At 54.2% G+C, this 21256-nt stretch carries 20 protein-coding genes; 10 read left to right on the top strand and 10 right to left on the bottom strand.

Translation table 11 applies throughout. The annotated features are described in order from the left end of the window. Nucleotides 1-509: 509 nt before the first annotated feature. The 5 genes from FCL49_RS21560 to FCL49_RS21540 all read right to left on the bottom strand — a co-directional run bounded on the left by FCL49_RS21560 (nucleotide 510) and on the right by FCL49_RS21540 (nucleotide 4792). Nucleotides 510-1106: a PqiC family protein gene (locus FCL49_RS21560; RefSeq protein WP_174355081.1), complete on the bottom strand. Its 597-nt coding sequence runs from the start codon at nucleotides 1104-1106 to the stop codon at nucleotides 510-512. Beyond that, nucleotides 1103-2752, bottom strand: coding sequence for an intermembrane transport protein PqiB (locus FCL49_RS21555; protein ID WP_254611128.1), 1650 nt, complete (start codon nucleotides 2750-2752; stop codon nucleotides 1103-1105). The genes FCL49_RS21560 and FCL49_RS21555 overlap by 4 nt, the downstream gene beginning before the upstream one ends. Beyond that, a complete protein-coding gene (locus FCL49_RS21550) occupies nucleotides 2749-3354 on the bottom strand; it encodes a paraquat-inducible protein A (RefSeq protein WP_174355080.1) in 606 nt (201 codons plus the stop codon). Before FCL49_RS21550 ends, FCL49_RS21555 begins: the two co-directional genes overlap by 4 nt. After that, the gene (locus FCL49_RS21545) at nucleotides 3347-3979 is read right to left on the bottom strand and encodes a paraquat-inducible protein A (protein ID WP_174355079.1); all 633 of its coding nucleotides are present in this window, start codon (nucleotides 3977-3979) and stop codon (nucleotides 3347-3349) included. Before FCL49_RS21545 ends, FCL49_RS21550 begins: the two co-directional genes overlap by 8 nt. A gap of 150 nt (nucleotides 3980-4129) precedes the next feature. Further along, nucleotides 4130-4792 carry a DUF3313 domain-containing protein gene (locus FCL49_RS21540; protein ID WP_174355078.1) on the bottom strand — a complete coding sequence of 221 codons (663 nt, stop codon included), beginning with the start codon at nucleotides 4790-4792 and terminating at the stop codon, nucleotides 4130-4132. Nucleotides 4793-5051: 259 nt separating this feature from the next. Between FCL49_RS21540 and FCL49_RS21535 the strand changes: the two genes are divergently transcribed. Continuing rightward, nucleotides 5052-5678 carry a TetR/AcrR family transcriptional regulator gene (locus FCL49_RS21535; protein ID WP_174355173.1) on the top strand — a complete coding sequence of 209 codons (627 nt, stop codon included), beginning with the start codon at nucleotides 5052-5054 and terminating at the stop codon, nucleotides 5676-5678. Between the two features lie 106 nt (nucleotides 5679-5784). On the opposite strand, the gene FCL49_RS21530 is transcribed toward FCL49_RS21535, so the two are convergent. Together FCL49_RS21530 and FCL49_RS21525 are read right to left on the bottom strand one after the other, a co-directional pair. After that, nucleotides 5785-6546: an SDR family NAD(P)-dependent oxidoreductase gene (locus FCL49_RS21530; RefSeq protein ID WP_174355077.1), complete on the bottom strand. Its 762-nt coding sequence runs from the start codon at nucleotides 6544-6546 to the stop codon at nucleotides 5785-5787. Between the two features lie 138 nt (nucleotides 6547-6684). After that, nucleotides 6685-7470: a hypothetical protein gene (locus FCL49_RS21525; protein ID WP_174355076.1), complete on the bottom strand. Its 786-nt coding sequence runs from the start codon at nucleotides 7468-7470 to the stop codon at nucleotides 6685-6687. Nucleotides 7471-7581: 111 nt separating this feature from the next. Here FCL49_RS21525 and FCL49_RS21520 point away from each other — a divergent pair, with 111 nt between their 5' ends. Further along, complete coding sequence (locus tag FCL49_RS21520; RefSeq protein WP_174355075.1) at nucleotides 7582-8502, top strand: LysR family transcriptional regulator; 921 nt, start codon at nucleotides 7582-7584, stop codon at nucleotides 8500-8502. Between the two features lie 77 nt (nucleotides 8503-8579). On the opposite strand, the gene FCL49_RS21515 is transcribed toward FCL49_RS21520, so the two are convergent. Next, the gene (locus tag FCL49_RS21515; protein WP_174355074.1) at nucleotides 8580-9026 is read right to left on the bottom strand and encodes a nuclear transport factor 2 family protein; all 447 of its coding nucleotides are present in this window, start codon (nucleotides 9024-9026) and stop codon (nucleotides 8580-8582) included. A gap of 315 nt (nucleotides 9027-9341) precedes the next feature. Between FCL49_RS21515 and FCL49_RS21510 the strand changes: the two genes are divergently transcribed. After that, nucleotides 9342-10205, top strand: coding sequence for a helix-turn-helix domain-containing protein (locus FCL49_RS21510; protein WP_174355073.1), 864 nt, complete (start codon nucleotides 9342-9344; stop codon nucleotides 10203-10205). A gap of 47 nt (nucleotides 10206-10252) precedes the next feature. Here the strand turns inward: FCL49_RS21510 and FCL49_RS21505 are convergent, their stop codons facing one another. Beyond that, on the bottom strand, nucleotides 10253-11452 hold the full coding sequence (locus FCL49_RS21505; protein ID WP_174355072.1) for an NAD(P)/FAD-dependent oxidoreductase: 1200 nt from the start codon (nucleotides 11450-11452) through the stop codon (nucleotides 10253-10255). A gap of 299 nt (nucleotides 11453-11751) precedes the next feature. Here FCL49_RS21505 and pitA point away from each other — a divergent pair, with 299 nt between their 5' ends. Further along, on the top strand, nucleotides 11752-13254 hold the full coding sequence (gene pitA, locus FCL49_RS21500) for an inorganic phosphate transporter PitA (RefSeq protein ID WP_174355071.1): 1503 nt from the start codon (nucleotides 11752-11754) through the stop codon (nucleotides 13252-13254). A 74-nt stretch (nucleotides 13255-13328) separates the two neighbouring features. Here pitA and uspB read toward each other — a convergent pair whose 3' ends face one another. Further along, nucleotides 13329-13664 (bottom strand): universal stress protein UspB, encoded by a 336-nt coding sequence (gene uspB / locus FCL49_RS21495; protein ID WP_026142575.1) that lies wholly within the window; start codon nucleotides 13662-13664, stop codon nucleotides 13329-13331. 611 nt (nucleotides 13665-14275) lie between these two features. Between uspB and uspA the strand changes: the two genes are divergently transcribed. From uspA to FCL49_RS21465, 6 genes are all read left to right on the top strand, one after another. Next, nucleotides 14276-14722: a universal stress protein UspA gene (gene uspA, locus FCL49_RS21490; RefSeq protein WP_012147365.1), complete on the top strand. Its 447-nt coding sequence runs from the start codon at nucleotides 14276-14278 to the stop codon at nucleotides 14720-14722. A 196-nt stretch (nucleotides 14723-14918) separates the two neighbouring features. Beyond that, entirely contained in the window at nucleotides 14919-16253 is a 1335-nt protein-coding gene (gene gdhA, locus FCL49_RS21485) for an NADP-specific glutamate dehydrogenase (RefSeq protein WP_153858417.1), read from the top strand. Between the two features lie 340 nt (nucleotides 16254-16593). After that, nucleotides 16594-17580: an autoinducer 2 ABC transporter substrate-binding protein gene (locus FCL49_RS21480; RefSeq protein ID WP_174355070.1), complete on the top strand. Its 987-nt coding sequence runs from the start codon at nucleotides 16594-16596 to the stop codon at nucleotides 17578-17580. 239 nt (nucleotides 17581-17819) lie between these two features. Then, the gene (locus FCL49_RS21475; protein ID WP_174355069.1) at nucleotides 17820-19319 is read left to right on the top strand and encodes a sugar ABC transporter ATP-binding protein; all 1500 of its coding nucleotides are present in this window, start codon (nucleotides 17820-17822) and stop codon (nucleotides 19317-19319) included. Continuing rightward, nucleotides 19312-20301, top strand: a complete 990-nt coding sequence (locus FCL49_RS21470; protein ID WP_012147369.1) for an ABC transporter permease — start codon at nucleotides 19312-19314, stop codon at nucleotides 20299-20301. Before FCL49_RS21475 ends, FCL49_RS21470 begins: the two co-directional genes overlap by 8 nt. 1 nt (nucleotide 20302) lies before the next feature. Beyond that, nucleotides 20303-21256: an ABC transporter permease gene (locus tag FCL49_RS21465; protein WP_174355068.1), complete on the top strand. Its 954-nt coding sequence runs from the start codon at nucleotides 20303-20305 to the stop codon at nucleotides 21254-21256.

Raw genomic sequence — 21256 nt, 5'->3', positions numbered from 1 at the left:
GCTCAGGAGCGGCATACCCATCATGATCAATTATCTCCGATAATCCCTCCCTCGGGCACGTTCGTCTTGAGACGTCGTGTTTTTTTCATATTGTGAACTATCATAATGCGAACGACTATGGTGGCTCTGCTTGCCAAGAGAAATGCAGCCGCTTAATAAAAATGCCGAGGCAATACAACATCCCACTACGATCATCTTCTTCATATTATTTCCCCAGGTATCAACGATAAATAAAGTTAAAAGCGGTGGCCCCGCATTCTCGTGGGAATGCTGCCGGCCACCGTCTGATTCAAAGCCCTTACCAACCGATGGATAAACAACCGCTCAGTAAAAATACCGAAGCAATACCGCAGCCCAGCAAAACCAGCTTTTTCATAACCTCTCCAATGACATCTGTTTAGGTGAATGTACCGAACCATAACAGTACCGTACGGTTTAGTTTTGCATTATTTTAATTCAACCGTCAAGAAAATATCAGCGTCGGCCTGACTTGCAGACTTATCCTACCCTCAAGGTATACAGTGGCCCTTGTCATCAACTGACCACTGCCGCGCGGTGGCCGCAATCTGAGTCGCCAGGCTGGCGATAATCTGTTGTTGAGCCTGTAACATGGCGGTGTAGCCTGGGCTGCTTGCCTGCGTCAGACGGGTGCTGCACACCAGTCGCTTGCCCTGTGAGCTCAGGCTCCAACCCCCTTCGAATTCAACCGCGCGCCCAGGCCAGGTATCAAAACGTCGTACCTGAAGCTGTATTCTGATCGTCGGAATTTCCTCGGTTTTGGCCAGCCCGACAACGTCCTGTGTGCCGAGGCGCTGCATCAAGGCGGCGGAAAGCGCCGTACGAATTTCATCCCCGAGTGGACTTAACCAACGTTCATTATCCATTACCCGGGCGCCGCTCTCTCCCTCACGCACTACCAGTTGCGGCACATCAATCTGTGACGGGATGCCGACCGGTAAAACAGCAATCAGAAAGGGTGCCGGTTGTGCCGGCGTTGGCAACTCAGCAACCGGCGCCACCAGCGTGTGATAACGCACTGACGGCGAGGAACAGGCGGACAGTGAAACCATCAGCGTTAGCAAACAAAACCGTGGCAATGAGATCATTTTTTCGTACCTGGCTGTAAAGAATAATGGCTGCCTTCGTTGGGCAAAGGAGGATCCTCTGAGCGCCCTTGCAGCAGCGACTCGGGGTGGCGATCAAGCTGGTCAGCCAGGTTACGTACCGCACGCATGGCGCGCAGCGCTTCCTGCAAGGACTGGCTAAACGTCAGCAACAACGGTGAGTCTTCCGCCAGCAAATCCTGCGCGGTCTGGGCCGTTTGGTTCATCTGCCTGAGGAGTTGGTTCGCCGCAGGTAATGTCTGACCATTGACCTGTTTGAGGGTTTTATCCACCCCGGCCAGCGTGGCGTTCAGGTTCTGCGCTATCGACTCAAGCGGCATTTTATCGACCTTGCTGACGATGCTGGCGATCTGCTCCTGCAACCGATCGAAACCCCCGTTGATCGTCGGCAAAATCAGCGGGCGAGCGTGGATATCAAAGGGGACCTTTGTCGCATTAGGCATAAAGTCCAACGAGATATAGAGCTGTCCTGTGAGCAAATTGCTCGGCGTAGCCTGCGCACGCAAGCCGTGCTCAACCAGATCGCGGGTAAACATCGCCGTCTCCTGCTCCAGCCCCTGGGTCGGCTTGGGCAATTTGCTCAGGACGTTACCCAGCCGGTTGGGATAAACCTCGATGCCGACCACGGAAGGAAAACGGTATCCCTTGGGGCTGTAATCCAGATCGACCGAGACCACCCGACCGATTTTAATACTGGAAAACTCAACCGCCGCCCCCACTTCCAAACCATGCAATGAACGTTCAAAGCGCAGTTTGAACAGGATGGGCGGGCCATCAGGCGCAGCCAGCGCGGATTCTTGATCTTTTGCCAGTAGATACTCGCCCGCCGTAGCGGCGGAGGGAGCCTCTGCGTTGGTTTCAGGTGTCACAAAGGCGATCCCTCCCGCCATAATGGCGGCGACCGTTTGCGTTCTAAGGCGAAAACCGTTGGCACCGACGGAAAGATCCAACCCACTGGCGTTCCAGAAACGTGAATTCGGCGTCACCAGGCGATCGTAAGGGGCATCGATAAAAATCTGCAGGCTGACGCTCTTGCCATTCTCATTCAATTGATAAGAGGCAATCCGCCCTACCTGCACCCGCCGGTAATAGACCGGTGAGCCGATATCCAGTGAGCCCAAATCATCGGTCTGCACCACAAAGCGCGAACCGGGCATGTTGTTGATGATCGCCGGTGGGGATTCCAACCCGGTGAACTCACTGCCGGCGTGGGGTGAACTCCCCTTGTCGACACCGATATAAGCCCCTGATAACAGGGTATCTATGCCGGTAACCCCTTCGATACCGACACGCGGGCGCACCACCCAAAAGCGGGTGTCTGCACGGGCCAGCTCCTCGGCACTTTTGTTAAGGCTTAAAGTAACCAGCACCTGAGAACCGTCGCCTCCCAGCCGGATGTCTTTGACTATGCCCACCGTCACGTCTTTATATTTCACCGCCGTTTTTCCCGGTTCCAGGCCGCTGGCGGTCTGAAAGGTTACGGTGACCTCCGGGCCAGAGGAGAGCCAGGCATGGACCAGCATCGAGATGCCGATCAGCAGCGCAAGCACCGGTACCAGCCAAATCAGCGAAAGCCGGTGCCGACGGGTCATCTCTGGTTCATCGGGTTGTTGATATATCGGGTTCAATTATTGTCACCTTCCCAGATCAGGCGGGGGTCATAAGCCATGGCGGACAACATGGTCAAGATGACCACCAGGCCAAAAAACAAAATACCGCTACGCGGTTCGGCCTCACTCAGCGCCTGGAACTGTACTAATGCCGCTACCACCGCCACCACCACTACGTCCAACATTGACCAGTAACCGATCCCCTCGGTCAGCCGGTACAACTTTGCCCTTTCACGCATCGCCCAGGTGCTTTGGCGGTGTGAGGCGATCAGCAGCAGGCCAAGAGTCAAAAACTTCATACAGGGAATGACCACGCTGGCGACAAAGATCAGCATGGCGATGCCGTATGAACCTCCACGCCAGAAGTCGATCACTCCGGCCATAATGGTGCTTTCGCTGCCGTGGCCGAACAGGCTGGTGTACATCACCGGCAGCAGGTTTGCCGGGATATAAAAGAGGATGGCAGCGATCAGCAAAGCCCATGAGCGCGCCAGAGTATTGGGCAATCGGTAATGCAGCCGGGTGCTGCAACGCGGGCAACGGGGCAGGCTACGGCACACTAGTCCGCAAGTCGGGCAACCCACTACATTCATTTGCCGCGCATAGAGTGGCCTATTCATGATCCGCCGCCCCCGTATCAGGTGCTATCGGCATCAGCCGCCACAAGGGTTGAAGATCCTGGCTGCCGATGATGACAATCAGCAGCATTAGTCCCGCCATTGCCCAGCAACCGGGGCCGGTAGCCACCTGCAAAAAACCGGACAGTTTGATCGCCGCGACCAAAAAACCCAGCATGCCGACCTCCACCATGCTCCAGGGGCGTAGCCCTTTCAGCAACCTGATGGCGCCGATAAAACCCGGAGCACAGCGCCCCATATGAGCAAACATCACCACCCAGCCGAACAGCACAATTTGCAGCAAGGGGGCCACTATCAATAAAAACACCAGGCATACCGCCAACGGCAGCATAGCGCCATGACCCAAAGCGATGGCCGCCTGCCAGACTGTGGCCACATTCTGCACCGCATGGAAACTGACGCCGATCACCGGGCAAACATTCGCTACGACAAAGACCACGGCGGCAGTCAGTGCCAACGCCAACATTCGCTCGGTATTAACCTGCTCAGTTCGGTAAAGCCTACAGCAACAACGCGTGCAGCGAGCCTGTTGCCCCGCAGTCAATGGCCGGTACCGGTATAGGCTGTCGCAGTGCCGACAAATCACCCAATGAGGGAAAGTTTTCATCACGTTAATGGGAATAAAACTCCTGGCAAGATGTTGAAAGCAGACAACCGGCATCTGCCGTCGGTTGTCTGTTTCATTTTTTAATACCAGGCGATATCTACTCGCCTGTTTTCCCTGGTGTTGACTGACTTTTTCTCAACAACGCGATCTTTATTTCAGGATCTCTGCCAGTTCGTCGGCCGCTTTATCGATCCCTACCTCGGCGGCGCTCAATGACCCAATACTCGCGCCGACATTCATGGCGTTCGGGTATTGTTTCGCGATGTAGGCGTTGAGCAGGCGCTGGTTTGAAGCGTCATAAATTTCGACGGCATAATTTACCGAGCCGTTGAGCATCCCTTCCTTGCCACGGATGGACTGCACGATGTTGTAAGGCCCGCCCGCCAGGTCAAACTTGGTGAAGGTACCGACAACTGGCGTGGTGGTCTCTGCCCCGGTCAGCGTCAGTTTCAAGCGGATGGCGTCAGGGGCCGGGGCACTCACTTCACGAAAACGGGGACGCAATGCTTCACTGAACTTGCTGTGCATGTAGTCCGCCAGCGCTTTGCGGTCTTCCGGCGACATCTCGCCAAACTGGTTGTCCGCGCCCTGATAAACGGCCACCGGTTCAATGATGATGCTGGAGTATTTTTTCCAATCCACCGGGCTGGAGTAACGGTAAGGAATACGGTCCGATTGATCGTCAGTGTTAGGCTTTAATTGAGCTGACGAGTCAATACTGGCGTAGCGTGCCGGTGGGGTCCCGGCGCACCCCACCAATGCAATGGCCAGTGTCAGCATTGCCGGGCGAGAAACCTTGAGGTATGAGAACATTTAGGTGATCCTGTAGAAGATAACGCCATCAATATCGGTCAGAACGTGCTGTTTCAGCGACGGTATTTGCCCGCTGCGTACGCCCGAATATGCGACCAAAAGGGTCTGTACAGAGTTGCAGCTGGCGCATTCCACCGATGGGTGCGTACATATAACCGCCAAAACAAAACTGTACAGTTGAGTTTTGCATTGATATTCTTCGCTTGTCAAGAAGATGTCTTTTCTTGCGCGATTTCTCGGTTTTCTGACAGGAGAGATGATGAAAGTACGGACCAACCAGCGCCGCGATGCCATTGTGGAAGAGGCAGCAAAGTTATTTCAGGAAATGGGTTATGAACGGGCGTCGATGAACGAACTGGCGAAGCGCGTCGGCGGCTCAAAAGCGACACTTTATGGCTATTTTCCCGCCAAGGAAGAGTTATTTACCGCCGTGGTTCGCCAACACGCCACCCAGCATTTGTCAGAAGCCGCCGCCGCGTTGAACAATGAAAAACAGGCCAAGGAAACGCTGGAACAAACGCTGACGCGTTTCGGCGAACAGATGCTGTTGATATTAACCAACGATAACAGCGCGATGGCGGTGTATCGCATGGTGGTTGCCGAGTCCGGGCATTCAGACATTGGTACGCTGTTCTATGAGGCAGGGCCACGCGAAAGCGTAGAAAAACTGTCGGTGTTGATGTCTGCCGCCATGGATCGTCAGGAACTACGGCTGGCCGACCCTCATCTCAAGGCGACACAGTTCCTCTCATTGCTCACGGCGGAGATTGATATGCGGGTGTTCCAGCGCGAATTGCAGCCGGTCAGTCTGTCGCGCATCAGGGAAATGGTCAGCAATGCGGTGACTATGTTTTTATCCGGTGCGGCTTTCAAGAAAAACGGTTGAAACAGCAGCAAGAACTATCGGCCGAGCCGCCTGGCCCACGCCGATATGGCCATTGTCAGTGTAGACATGGCCATATCGTTATTTGCCTTCTGAAAACTCAGCGTACTCAAATCACATGATTACCTGCGGTGATGCCACCGTCGATAAACAGGGTTTGCCCGGTCACAAAGCGACTGCCTTCGCCGGCCAGCATATCCGCCCAGGCGACAATGTCGGATATTTTGCCCAATTTGCGCAGTGGATGCAGATTAGCCAGCGTGCGGAACGCCTCTTTATCCATCAGGTCATCGTACAGCGGGGTTTCGATCACGCCCGGTGCGATGGTGTTAACCCGGATATTGTCTTTGGCAAATTCGATTGCCAGATGACGGGTCAGGGTATGCATGCCCCCTTTTGCCACCTGAGAAGCAGAGCTTGGCGTCGCTTCCAGCGGGTGTTCTACCCACATTGAGCCGATATTGATAATCGAACCACCGCCCTGCTTGATCATGGTCGGGATCACCGCCTGCGACGCGAAGAAAGTACCTTTTACGCCACTGGCGTAATAGCGATCCAAATTCTCTTCGGTTTCATCGAGGAAAGGCTTGGGCACAAAGATACCGGCGTTATTGATCAGCACATCCATGCTGCCGAATCTCTCCATGGCCGCCCGTGCCATATTTTCACTGGTGGCTTTCAGGCCGATATCGCCGGCAACCATTGCAATGCGATCTTTATCGGCAAGGTGCTCTGCGAGAAATTTATCTAATTTAGACGCCGTCAGGCCGTTAATAACAATATTGGCGCCCTTGGCCAAAAAGTGCTCGGCCATCGCTTTCCCCAACCCTGAGGATGCACCGGTGATCAATACGGTTTTTTTAGTGAACATATTATTTCCTTACTTATTAAACAGAACCAAATCAGGGTTACCTTGCTGGGGGTAAACAGGATCTCTTAAAGTTGAAAACTGTATTCATCAGCCGCCCACAACAAAGCGGCTGATATATTCCATTGATAGAAAAGCCTCTCACACCCGTTGCGGTGCAACCTGCGGTTGGCAGAAAGGAGGTGACATTGGGTAAGCCGAAGGCTCGCCATGCAAATGCCGCGACAGCGGTAACCACATCGTCAGAATTGGCGTGGTGCGATCAAAAACTTTCTGTACGTTAAGATCTACTGGCAGTAGCGGCTCGGCCGATGGCATTAGCGCCAGACGATCGATTGAACGGGTTGCAACATCACTCGGTTGGTCACCATCCACCTTGCAGGTGACGCTCAGGATGGCGATTTGTTTCTCATCCGGCTGGTACATTAACCACACCGCCGCCAGCCCATTCTTTTCGGCCTGTTTACGCAAAGTTGGCCAGATGCGGGTCAGCAACTGCTCTGGGTTATCGCCATTGAATGTCCAGCGCTCAAAGCGGTTCACATGGTGAGTGGTCGCCAGCGGGGTAAAGTCGTGGGCGCCGATCACCTTCCAAATGTGGCGATCCACCGGGCCAAAAATTTCGCGATCCCAGAATTTAACCCCTGGCTCAAACTCTAGCTCTTCGCCGGTAAAATGTGAGTAATCGCTAACATTTTCCCAGGTATCAAATAAATAGCGACCACCATTAATTTGCGTGCCCGTAGCCGCATGAAAACCCAGCGGTGAATATTTACGGTTCATGCCAGGACGAATATCCATGCTGCGTCGTTCTATTTCCATTTGATCGACCAGCACCTGATTCGGAATATCACCAACTAATTCAAAATCGGACGTCATTGCTGCTTTGGCAAGGATCTCGCCAGTTTCATAACCCAAAATAGTCATCAGTTATCTCCTTATATATCCAGTGCTGCTCGTGAGAAAGCTACTGTACTTCCCCCTTGCACAATGATAAATAAGGTGACGAACACAGGGCTTATTACATGGAGGAACAAATTGCAGAGAAAATTTGACGATCTTCAATTGGGCACGCTGGAGCTATTTTGTCTGGTCGCCGAGGTGGGCAGTTTTTCAGCCGCGGCGGTGTCGTCGGGCATTACGCCGGCCGCAGTTAGCCGTTCGATAGCCCGGCTGGAAGATCGTTTGGGTGTCAGGCTATTTGTCCGTTCCACTCGCCATATTCACCTGACGGATGCGGGTAAGAGCTATGCCGAGCAATGCCGTGAGGCGATAGCCTTAATCGACAATGCAGAGCGGCAAATACAGGGGCAGCAGTTGGAGCCCGCTGGGCTGCTGCGCATCAGCATTCCTACCCCCTACGCCCACTTTCGCCTGTTGCCGGTGTTGGCCGCCTTCAGCCAACTCTATCCTAAAATCCAATTGGCTCTGAACCTCAACAACTATAATGTCGACCTCACCGATGGCGGCTATGACCTGGCGATCCGCGGTTATCACCCTGCCGACTCGAACCTGATAGCCCGCAAGCTGGAAGATGCCGAACTGGTGGTGGTCGCCTCGCCCGCTTATCTGGCACGAGCCGGTGAACCCGCGCAGCCGGAAGATCTGGCGCAACATAACTGCATTCAGTTTGAGTTGCCCAGCACCGGCAAAAGCGCCCCCTGGACGCTTAAGCACAATAACAAATCGATAGATGTCACCACGCGCGGCAACGTGAGCTGCAATGGGGATTTTTTGGGTGGGTTAACGCTGGCAAAACATGGCATGGGCGTCTTTCAGACTTACCGCTTTACCGTGGCGGACCTACTGGCGAGCGGCGAACTGGTGGAGGTCCTGACCGAATATGGCGGTACTACGCGGCCCTTTATTATGGTCTACCCGCATCAACGCCATAAGTCATTGGCACTGCGCAGCCTGATGGATTTTTTAGTGGCCACGTTACAACCGGCTTCAGCATAATAATGTTATTGAGCTGCCGGTGTTTAAATTGCGCGCTATTTTATTTCATAGCGCACAAAAATTATCTTATGGAATGCTCAGGCCGACTTAACTGTTATGGCGCCAAATACCATCAATGCATAAAATGCATCCCAATACTCACGGAAGAGAGTGATTTTCCCGTGTGATACCTCAACAAATGCATGTATATCCTGATGATAAGGTTTATTCGCCGGTACGGTGAATGCATCCCCTGTATATTCAAAAAGATACATTTTTGAATGGCTCAATGAGTAACGGCCCCACTCATTCAGAGGATTGATTTTGTAGTCACGCAGCGACAACTTCAAGCTTTGCGCATACTTAAGAATAGCCGCTTTACCGACAACTTTTTTAGGGAACCCGTAGGCTTCACCCGGAGCGAAAGGAAACTCGACCACGGCATCGTCAGCAAACAGATCGATGATTTTTTCTGGATCATTGGCGAAGTTATCCAACATCTTTTTCATTAATTCGCCGGCATGCTTTAAATCGTCATGATGCATAATTCATTTCCTCTATCATTGAGAACTGAGTTCGGTCAAGTCCCCTGGGCATTATCCTGCGCCACAAGAAAACTCCGACAAATAGGACCACTTCCACAGCAGCAAAGCTATAGTTTAAAAAAACGCTGTAAACATACTGCTGGTTAAAGATGAAATTACATAATGTAATTCACACAAACAAATAAAACAGTCATTATGAAAAGCAAGAAATGAAAACTAACAGTTTTTTTATTGATGAATATCATCTCAACAGGAATCATTAGTTAATAAAATAAATAACATGGAATTTACTTTCATTAAGAAAGAAGGTTAACAATGGAATCTGACGGATTAGTCTATACCGATGAAAAAGAATTACAGCGTTCTTCACGTTGCTGGGATTATGGCCGGGTCGATCGCGTACGCGTCACTGGTCCTCATGAGGCCCGTCTGGTTCGTCCAGCCCATACTCTGATCATCTATGATGGTTATCATTCTGAGGATGGCAGTGCCACCATCAACGGTGATGTCTGGTTTGACCAAAAACGTACGTCGGCAAACCGGGTTATCGGCCAGGTCGCCGATATCATTCCGTCAGGATGCGATTTTGACGCCATGAGTTATGCCGAAGGCACATTAAGCTATACCGCCATTTCAATTTCGCCGCAGTTGATTGAGTCAATGCCAGGAGGTAAGGCGGGGTTGGTGATTGAACCCGGGGCAAATCTGCGCAACCCGCTGCTCAAACAACTCTGTCTTGGCCTGCAGCAAAGCGATAGCGAATTACATGCCACTTCATTGATGATAGCGATGTTGGCAGAGACGGCGCGTTATCAGCAAGCAGCAATTCCAGCCGAGTTACACCGTGAAACTCTTTCCCGGCCGCTATGCGAACGACTGGCCAGTTATATAGAAGACAATTTGGGTGAGAATATTACCTTACAGGCGCTGGCGAATATTGCCGACCTGAGCATTTATCATTTCTCGCGCGCCTTTCGCCAACATTTTGGCCTGCCGCCGTACCAATACGTGCTCTCGCGCCGCCTGGAACGCGCCCGCCAGCAAGTGACCCAAACACCGCTTACGCTGACCGCCATTGCCCTGCAGTGCGGCTTTAGTTCACCAGGGCAATTCAGCACCCAATTTCGCCGTTATTTTGGCCTGACGCCTTCGGCCATGCGGGTTAGTGTTGGGCGGTAATTCTATCGAGTCGCACAAGCGCAATCTATATTGCCACTCGCCAGGCTTTACTGCCCCTGAACAGCCAAAGCCTGAGCACAGGCCCAGGCCGAGCTCCAGGCCCACTGGAAGTTATAGCCCCCCAGCCACCCTGTCACATCCACCACTTCGCCGATAAAGTACAGGCCCGGCACCCTGGCGGCCTCCATGGTCTTGGAAGACAGCTCTTTGGTGTCTACACCACCAAGCGTCACTTCCGCCGTGCGGTAGCCTTCGGTGCCGTTGGGTTGCACGCGCCAATTCTGCAAGGTTTCTACCAGCGCAGCCTGCTGCGTCGGGTTCAGTTGCTTCAGCGTGACTTCCGGTAATTGCCCTAAGGTCTGCAGGCACTCCACCAGGCGTTTCGGCAGGTGCAATGCCAGGGTGTTTTTCAGGCTTTGATTCGGGTGCGCCTGACGTTGTTCGTTGAGGAAGCCCGCCAGGTCAAGCGCAGGAAGTAAGTTAACGCTTACAAACTCCCCAGGTTGCCAGTAGCTGGAAAGCTGCAATACCGCCGGGCCGGACAGGCCACGGTGGGTGAAAAGCAGGCTTTCGCGGAAGCTGACGCCGTTTTCGGCAGTGATCACCGCCGGCACAGAGACGCCAGACAGGGTTTGCAGGTGTTCCAGCAGCGGTTTATGCAGCGTGAAGGGCACCAGCGCGGCGCGCGTCGGCAATACTTTCAGGCCAAACTGCTCCGCCAGCTTATAGCCGAACGGCGTCGCGCCCAAACCCGGCATCGACAGCCCTCCACTGGCCACCACAAGTGAGCGAGCGCTTACTTTCTCGCCATTCAGCGCCAGCTCAAACCCTTCTTCCGTTTTTTCCACCGCCAGCACTTCGCTACGCAGGCGTGTCGTCACCTGACCCAGCTCACACTCTTTAACCAGCAGTTCGACCACCTGCTGCGCCGAGTCGTCGCAGAACAGCTGCCCGAGCGTTTTCTCGTGGTAGGCAATGCCGTGGCGGTTAATCAGATCGATAAAATCCCACTGGGTGTAGCGCGCCAGTGCCGATTTACAAAAATGCGGGTTATTCGACAGGTAAGCCGCCGGTTCGGTGTACATATTGGTAAAGTTACAGCGTCCGCCGCCAGACATCAGGATTTTTCGGCCCGGTTTTTTGCCGTTGTCGAGCAGCAGTACCCGGCGACCGAGTTGCCCTGCCTGCGCCGCGCAAAACATGCCCGCTGCGCCCGCACCTATCACCACGACATCAAACTGTTCCACCTGCGCCTCTCTATAAAAACCACAATCGCGACAAAAGGCCGCCATATTACGCCGAATCGCCGCCGGTAACCGGCAACTTTACGGCGGCAGATTGTAAAGCCATGGCGCCGACAACGCCATAGTAAGAAAATATTACAGCGGGCCATACAGCATAACACGCTGATATTTCATATCTTTGTCATAGCAACGCCATCATTTCGTCATATCCAAATCAAAAAAACGTCATATTTTCCTTTTCCCCGGCCCCGGTTGTCACTGATAATGCGCGGCGTTCATGTCCACAAACTGGCGTAACGCTTATGCTGCATTTGTTCGCTGGCCTGGATTTCCATACCGGCCTGATGTTAATTCTCGCATTGTTGTTCGTGTTGTTTTATGAAGCCATTAACGGTTTTCATGATACGGCCAATGCGGTTGCTACAGTAATTTATACCCGTGCCATGCGCTCGCAACTTGCGGTCGTGATGGCTGGTTTGTTCAACTTTCTTGGCGTGATGCTCGGTGGTTTGAGTGTTGCTTACGCCATTGTTCACCTGTTGCCAACAGATCTGTTGTTGAACGTCAGTTCAGCACACGGATTAGCCATGGTCTTTTCCATGCTGCTGGCGGCTATCATCTGGAACCTCGGCACCTGGTATTTCGGTCTGCCGGCCTCCAGTTCTCATACGCTGATTGGCGCAATTATTGGTGTGGGTTTGACCAACGCACTGATGACCCACACTTCGGTGGTGGATGCGCTTAACGTCCCGAAAATGATTGGTATTTTCCTGTCATTGCTCATCTCGCCGCTGGTTGGCATGATGGTCGCCGGGTTGATGGTGTTTGCCTTGCGCCGCTATTGGAGTGGCACCAAGAAACGCCAGCGTATCCACATGACCCCTGCGGAACGTGAAAAGGTCGACGGCAAACGCAAGCCGCCGTTCTGGACCCGTATCGCTCTGATCCTGTCGGCTATCGGCGTTAGCTTCTCGCACGGCGCCAACGACGGCCAGAAAGGTATCGGCTTGATTATGCTGGTACTGATCGGCGTTGCGCCGGCCGGCTTCGTGCTCAATATGAATGCAACCGGTTATGACATCACCCGTACGCGTGATGCCGTGGCCCACCTGCAGCAATATTATGAGCAGCACAGCGATGCCCTGTCGCACGTGGTCGCTCTCACTCCGCTGGTGCCAAGCCCGGATGAGGACATATCGCCGGATAAACCCGTCGAGTTCCACTGTGACAGTGCCCGCGCCATGCCGGCCATTCAGCTTGCCTCCGGGTTGCTGAACAATCTGCAAAGTTACGATCAACTCTCGGTAGAGCAGCGCAGCCACCTGCGTCGCCTGCTGATGTGCGTAACAGATACCGCAGACAAGATTGCCAAGCTGCCGGAAACCTCTAGCCAGGACCAACGTTTCCTGAAAAACCTGCGTCAGGATCTGCTGCAAACCGTTGAGTATGCACCGATCTGGATTATCGTCGCGGTTGCTCTGGCGTTGTCACTCGGTACCATGGTCGGCTGGCAGCGCGTTGCCACCACCATTGGCGAGAAAATCGGTAAGAAGGGCATGACCTACGCTCAGGGCGTGTCGGCTCAGATGACCGCAGCCTTGTCGATTGGTGTCGCCAGCTATACCGGTATGCCGGTTTCCACCACCCACGTGCTTTCTTCGGCAGTCGCCGGGACCATGATCGTGGACGGCGGCGGCGTACAAAGCAAAACCGTGAAGAATATCCTGTTGGCCTGGTTGTTGACCCTGCCAATTTCGATTCTGCTTTCCGGTTCGCTGTACTGGTTGGCGCTTAAGGTAATCTAAGCAGTTTGCTAAATGTTTAAGGCGGCCCAGGTGGCCGCCTTTTCTTTATCTGTTGCAGGGCAAACAGGCCGGGATTAATACCAGATCATCAACGCCAGCAGGCTGATAACCACCAGCCCGCACAGGGCGGAAGTCAGCATAAACTGCCCGCGCACCCGTTCACAGCGGCGGATAAACTCCGGATCGTGATGCTCGATATAGCGCTGCGAGAAGATATAACGCACCAGCCGTATCTGCTTGCTCGGCTGGCCGTGGGCGGTAAAAAAGCCACCTCCGTCAACATACTGGTACAGCAGCGGGTCACAGCCGCGCAAAACCACCAACAGCGCGCGCAGAGAAGAGTAATACCGCACCATGTTTAACACACACACCACACACAGAGCCCAAAACAGCGCGACGGTACTGATCATGATTGCCTCCTCAAGGCGTTGTAATCCACGGCGCTCCGCCGGGTCCAACTGCCCTACCTCTATACCCATTACTGCTGGAGCCTACCGCTCCGATCCCCTTGGCACCGCACAGGCCGCGCATAACCCACCGCCACTGAAAGCAAACCCTTGCCACGCAAAAACTCAACGCAGGGTTTCACTCAGTGGAGTAATGATAAGGCCCATATTCATTATTGTAGGTTAATGAAACGCAAACTGGCCTGAGCAGTAGATAAAATTTACCGCACCCCACCGATTTGTCAGCTACTCAATAGTTATAACTGATTACCGTGCTGAATAGCCCACCGGGCCTTTTCTCCTGCCCGATGGGGCATTTGGGACTATACTCTGTTTAAGAATGCTTATATTTCAAGCGGTCAACACGCCAATAGCACCACGAGCGATAGGATTTTCCGGCTGGCGGGTGTAAAACTGACCGGGTTGAAATAAAGAGATTTTTTGATGCGATGCAGTGTGATCGCCTCAACATATCATTGCGTTAACTGAATGATAAAATGAAACCTAAAGCGCCAGGCTGGTACGCTGAATGCCTGCTAACCTTTTAATCGGCATTATATGGAAGGAGTATTCTCATGGCTTACAAACACATTCTGATCGCGGTAGACCTGTCCCCGGAAAGTAAAATCCTGGTGGAAAAAGCCGTATCTATGGCGCGTCCGTACAACGCCAAAGTTTCCCTGATCCACGTAGATGTTAACTATTCCGACCTGTATACCGGCCTGATCGACGTTAATCTCGGCGATATGCAAAAACGTATCTCGGAAGAAACCCACCATGCACTGACCGAGCTGTCACAAAATGCCGGCTATCCGATTACCGAAACCCTGAGTGGCAGCGGCGATTTGGCGCAGGTGCTGGTCGACGCGATCAAGAAATACGATATGGACCTGGTTCTGTGTGGCCACCATCAGGATTTCTGGAGCAAGTTGATGTCCTCCGCGCGTCAGCTGATCAACACCGTGCACATCGACATGCTGATTGTGCCACTGCGTGACGAAGATGAAAAAGCCGAAGACTAAGTAAGCGCCTACCAACTAAATACCCCAACGCCCGCTGCTGCGGGCGTTTTTCATTCTGCCGCCCTCATTAATCGCTTGATAATCAACCGCCCTCCGGTGATATAGTCGCTAAAGACACAACATCATTCCCCACGCTTTACCTAAACCTATAGCTATAAAAATGGTGGGGGAAATTCAATGCTAAAAGGAGTTATCCATGGAGTCGGTAGAATCATTTTTGTCCTCACTACAACAGCAAAATCCTCATCAACCTGAATTCTTGCAGGCGGTAAGAGAAGTTTTCTCCTCGCTGTGGCCGTTTATCGAACGTAATCCGCGCTACCGCGAATACGCCCTGCTGGAACGTCTGGTAGAACCGGAACGCACCATCCAATTCCGCGTCAGTTGGGTGGACGATCGCGGCCAGGTGCAGGTCAACCGCGCCTGGCGCGTGCAGTTCAACTCCGCGATTGGGCCTTATAAAGGCGGCATGCGTTTTCATCCTTCGGTCAATTTGTCGATTCTTAAATTCCTCGGCTTCGAGCAGACCTTCAAAAATGCGCTGACTACGTTGCCAATGGGCGGCGGCAAAGGCGGTTCGGACTTTGATCCGAAAGGCAAAAGCCAGGCGGAGATCATGCGTTTCTGCCAGTCGCTGATGACCGAGCTGTACCGCCATCTGGGGCCAGACACTGACGTGCCCGCCGGGGATATTGGCGTCGGCGGCCGTGAGGTCGGCTTTATGAGCGGCATGATGAAGAAGCTGTCCAACAACACCGCCTGCGTGTTTACCGGCAAGGGCCTGTCATTCGGCGGCAGTCTGATCCGCCCCGAGGCCACCGGCTATGGTCTGGTGTACTTCACCGATGCCATGCTGCAACGTCACGGGTTGGGTTTTGAAGGCATGCGGGTGGCGGTTTCCGGGTCCGGCAACGTGGCGCAGTACACCATTGAGAAGGCGCTGGAACTGGATGCGCGAGTGATCACCGTCTCTGACTCCGGCGGTACGCTGGTCGATGAGGCCGGGTTCACCACCGAAAAACTGGCCCATTTGGCTGAGATCAAGAACCAGCGTTATGGCCGGGTAGAAGACTATGCCCGTGAACGCGGCCTGACCTATCTGGCCGGCCAGCAGCCCTGGAACGTCCCGGTAGATATCGCTCTGCCGTGCGCCACCCAAAACGAGCTGGATCTGGAGGCGGCGCAAACGCTAATCCGCAACGGGGTCAAAGCCGTGGCCGAGGGCGCCAATATGCCGACCACCATTCAGGCGACCGATGCGTTCCTGGATGCCGGCGTGCTGTTCGCGCCGGGCAAAGCCGCCAACGCCGGTGGGGTGGCCACCTCCGGGCTGGAGATGGCGCAGAATGCCGCGCGCATCGGCTGGCGAGCAGAAAAAGTGGATGTACGTTTACAACATATCATGGCGGATATTCATCAAGCCTGCGTGGAATACGGCGGTGAGGGCAAGCAAACTCACTATGTACAGGGGGCCAACATCGCCGGATTCGTCAAGGTTGCCGACGCCATGCTGGCACAGGGCGTGCTGTAACCGCCGCATAAGGTGATCTCGTTCACACATCGTTCAAATGCTTCCATGCCGGTGCTTAAGCCGGCATTTTTTACCCTCAAAGATCTCTGTACCCACAATCAAATTGTTTAAATTATGTAAATTAATATAATTTATATTGTTAATTTATTGGTATTTTTAGGTGGTAAAATTACCACCACTAAATTATTAAACATTTAATTAACATTAAAACCGTCATAATTTTACCTCAATGTGCACAGCTCACAGTTTGCCACTTCGGGTTACGTCCCCTCTTCCTTTCCTTTGTAATCTGCTCAGGTGGAAAAACAACCACCCCTACAGATAAAAAAGGTACAGCGAAATGAAATTTAACCTCGCATTATTAAATGCATGTGTGGTTTCTGCGTGCATGTTATCGACAACACCTGTTCTGGCTGCTGAAAAGTACGAGATTGCCGTGGTTGCCAAAGTGACCGGCATTCCCTGGTTCAACCGTATGGAAGTCGGCGTCAACGACGCGGCGAAAAAGCTCGACGTTAATGCCTATCAGACCGGGCCTGCAACCCCAGACCCGGCAGCACAGGTCAAAGTGATTGAAGATCTGATCGCCAAGAACGTTAACGCCATCATCGTGGTGCCGAACGACGCCAAGGTGCTGGAGCCGGTACTGAAGAAGGCGCGTGAGAAAGGCATCGTGGTGCTGACCCATGAGTCGCCGGACCAGCAGATTGGCCAGTGGGATATTGAAACCATCGACAGCGAGAAGTATGCGCAGGCCAACGTCGATGAACTGGCAAAAGACATGGGCGGCAAAGGCGGCTATGCCATTTACGTCGGCTCGCTGACCGTACCGTTGCATAACGCCTGGGCGGATTCCGCTATCAAGTACCAGAAAGCCAAATACCCGGACATGTTCGAAGTGACGTCACGTCTGCCGGTAGCGGAAAGCATCGATAAATCCTACGCCACCACGCTGGATTTGATGAAAACTTACCCACAGATGAAAGGCATTATCGGTTTTGGCTCCCTCGGCCCGATTGGTGCCGGTCAGGCGGTCGCCAAGAAACGCGCCAAGGACAAAATTGCCGTGGTCGGCATCGCCATGCCAGCGCAGGCCGCCCCTTACCTGATGCGCGGCGACATCAAGAAAGCGCTGCTGTGGGATCCAAAAGACGCCGGTTATGCACTGGTGACGGTGGCCGATCAACTGCTGCAGGGTAAGGAAGTGACCAAAGACTTGTCGATTGAAGGTTTGGGTAAAGCCGACGTCGATATGGATAAGAAAGTGATTCGGTTTAATAAAATTCTTGAAGTGACCAAAGATAATGCCAAATCACTGGGCTTCTAGCCTTCAGTAATATTGCGCCACACCGGAAAAATAATTAAATAACGTCGGTGCGCAGCCTATCGCGCCCCGAGTTTCAATCACTATTATAACAATACCCTATAGCTTTCAAATTGCAGCTAGGCGGCCAGCTTGCTCATCCCCAGGCGCTTACTTTAGTAAGTAACTGGGGTGAGCAAGTGCAGATAACAACGCTGCAACTTGAAAGATGACGGGTATAAGAACCTGCACAGGTTACCGCTATGACCACATCCACCGCATTTATCAGCCTGGAAAATATCAGTAAAAAGTTTCCGGGCGTGCTGGCACTGGACCAGATCAACCTGACGCTGAATATTGGCGAAGTGCACTGCCTGGCCGGACAAAATGGCTGTGGCAAAAGCACCATCATTAAAATTATTTCCGGCGTTTATCAGCCGGAGAAAGGCGCCAATATTTCGCTGGAAGGCAAACTCTTTCATTCACTGACGCCGCAGCTATCGGGTTATTACGGCATTCAGGTGATTTATCAGGATCTGTCGTTATTCCCCAATCTGACGGTGGCGGAAAATATTGCCATTCACCGCTACCTGCCCGGCGGTCATTTCTGGGTACGCAAACGGGTGATGCGCCAGACCGCGCTGGCTGCCATGGCGCGCGTCGGCGTGCATATCGATCCCGACAAGAAAGTTGAAAAGCTGTCGATTGCCGATCGCCAACTGGTGGCGATTTGCCGCGCCATCGCTGCCGAAGCGCGGCTGGTGATTATGGATGAACCTACCGCCTCGCTGACGCGTCAGGAGGTCGACGGCCTGCTGCGGGTAGTCAACGAGCTGAAAGCCGCGGGCATCTGCGTGGTGTTTGTCAGCCACCGGCTGGACGAAGTGATGGAAGTCGCCGACCGAATCAGCGTGATGCGCGATGGCAAGCTGGTCGGTACTTACCCGGCTAGTGAACTCGACAGCCATGAGCTGGCGTTCCTGATGACCGGCCAACGCTTCCACTACAGCCAGTTACCCCCACGGCCAGCCGCCGAGAGTGCGCCACTGCTCGAAGTGCGCAATCTCAACCGACGCGGGAAATATCAGAATATCAATCTGTCGCTGCACGGCGGCGAGATCGTCTCGATCGTTGGTTTGCTGGGCGCAGGCCGCACCGAGCTGTGCCTCAGCCTGTTCGGCATGACCCGTCCGGACAGCGGTGAAATCAGGATCGACGGCCAGCCGGTACGGTTGCATAACAACCGTGAAGCGGTGCGCCAGGGCATCGGCTATGTATCGGAGGATCGTCTGACGCAGGGGCTGATCATGGAGCAGTCGATCTACGACAACACCATTGTCACGGTGTTTGATCAACTGCATACCCCGCTCGGGCTGTTGGATCATGCCAAAGCCGGCGAACTGGTGAATCGCCTGATCCGCGATCTGAACATTAAGGTTTCCGACAGCGCGCTCCCGGTCAAAACCCTGTCCGGTGGCAACGCCCAGCGCATCGCGATCGCCAAGTGGGTCGCCACGCAGCCGAAGATCCTGATCCTCGACTCGCCGACCGTCGGGGTAGATATCGCCAACAAAGAGGGGATCTACCAGATCGCCAAAGATCTGGCGGCGCTCGGCATGGCGGTGTTGATGATCTGCGACGAGATCCCGGAAGCCTATTACAACAGCCATCGGGTGTTGGTGATGCGCAAGGGCGAGCTGATCGCCGAATTTTCACCGCACCAGAGTACCGAACAACAGATCGCCGAGGTGGTGAATGGATAAGTCATTACTGGCCCGCCTGGCCGGGCGGCACGAATTTTACCTTGGCCTGCTGGTGTTGCTGCTGGCCATCGGCCTGAGCGTTAGCACCAGCGAGTTTCTGACGCTGGGCAACCTGACCGACGTGGCCACCAGCTATGCCATTCTCGGCATTCTCGCCTGCGGCCTGTTCGTGGTGCTGATTGCCGGTGGCATCGACATTTCGTTCCCGGCGATCACCGCTATCGCCCAGTACGTGATGGCCAGTTGGGTGATCCAGCACGGCGGCGGTTTCCCGCTGGCGTTCGCTCTGGCGATAGGCGTCGGCCTGCTGCTCGGGCTGGTGAACGGTTTTCTGGTCTACTGGCTGAAAGTACCGGCCATCATCATCACCATCGCCACGCTGAACCTGTTCTACGGCCTGCTGGTGTACGCCACCAACGGCACCTGGCTGTACGGTTTCCCCGACTGGTTTATGGACGGCATCAGCTGGTTCTCGTTCCAGGGTGCCGACGGCTATGACTACGGCCTGACGCTGCCGCTTTTGTGCCTGCTGGCGGTGATTATCGTCACCGGCGTGCTGATGAACTTCACCCGTCTTGGCCGCCAGATTTTCGCCATGGGCGGCAACCGCGATGCAGCGTCGCGCCTGGGATTGAACCTGCTGCGACTGCACTTCTACGTTTACGGTTACATGGGCATTCTGGCGGGCATAGCCGCCGTGGTGCAGGCGCAGATCACCCAGTCGGTGGCGCCCAACTCCCTGCTCGGCTTCGAACTGACGGTGCTGGCGGCGGTGGTACTGGGTGGCACCAGCATGACCGGCGGGCGCGGCTCGCTGACCGGGACGCTGCTGGGCGTGGTGCTGCTGGCCTTCCTGCAGAACGGTCTGACGCTGCTTAGCGTATCGGCCTATTGGCACCAGGTGTTCAGCGGCGCGATCATTTTGATCAGCATCAGCAGCACCGCCTGGAATGAAAAACGCAAGCTGGCCAAGGAGCTATGACATGACCCAGTTAACCCGCCTGATCCCAAACGATCGGATCATCCGTCTGCAAAGCGCGATCATTATCGTCGTGGCGCTGCTGTTCGCCGGGCTGCTTGGATCGCGCTTCTTCAGCCTGGGCAATTTCCAGTCGATCGCCTCACAGTTACCGATCCTCGGCATGCTGGCGCTCGGCATGGGCATTACCATGCTCACCGGCGGCATCAACCTGTCGATTATCGCCGGTGCCAACGCCTGCTCGCTGGTGATGGCGGCCATTATCGTCAGCCACCCGGATCAACCGCTGTTTCTGGTGCTGGCGCTACTGGCCGGGTTGCTGGTCGCCGTCGCCATTGGCGCGCTTAACGGCGTGCTGGTCGCCTGGGTCGGTGTTTCGCCCATTCTCGCCTCGCTCGGCACCATGACGCTGATCACCGGCCTGAACATTCTGTTGTCCAACGGCGCGGTGATCTCAGGTTTCCCGGCAGCGATTCAGTATCTCGGCAACGGCAACCTGCTCGGTATTCCAGTGGCACTGCTGCTGTTCCTGCTGGTCGCCGTGGGCCTGTGGCTGTTGCTGGAGCACACTACGCTGGGGCGCAGCCTGTATTTAATCGGCTCCAACGAGCAGGCCACCCGTTTCAGTGGGGTGAATACCGCCCGGGTGCAAATCGCGGTGTATGTGCTGTCCGCCCTGCTCGGCTGGGGTGCGGCGTTGCTGATGATGGCCAAGTTCAACTCGGCCAAGGCCGGTTACGGCGAATCCTATTTGCTGGTGACCATTCTGGCCTCGGTGCTGGGTGGGATTAACCCGGACGGCGGGTTTGGCCGGGTGCTTGGCCTGGTGCTGGCACTGATTGTGCTGCAAATGCTGGAAAGCGGCCTCAACCTGCTGGGCGTCAGCAGCTATCTGACCATGGCCCTGTGGGGCGCGGTGTTGATCTTGTTTATCGCGTTACAGAATCGAAAAGCCTAG

The sequence above is a fragment of the Serratia proteamaculans genome (assembly GCF_013337185.1).
GTDB lineage: Bacteria > Pseudomonadota > Gammaproteobacteria > Enterobacterales > Enterobacteriaceae > Serratia > Serratia proteamaculans_D.
Note: the sequence above shows the minus strand (reverse complement) of the source record. Positions and strands in the feature narration are given on the sequence as shown.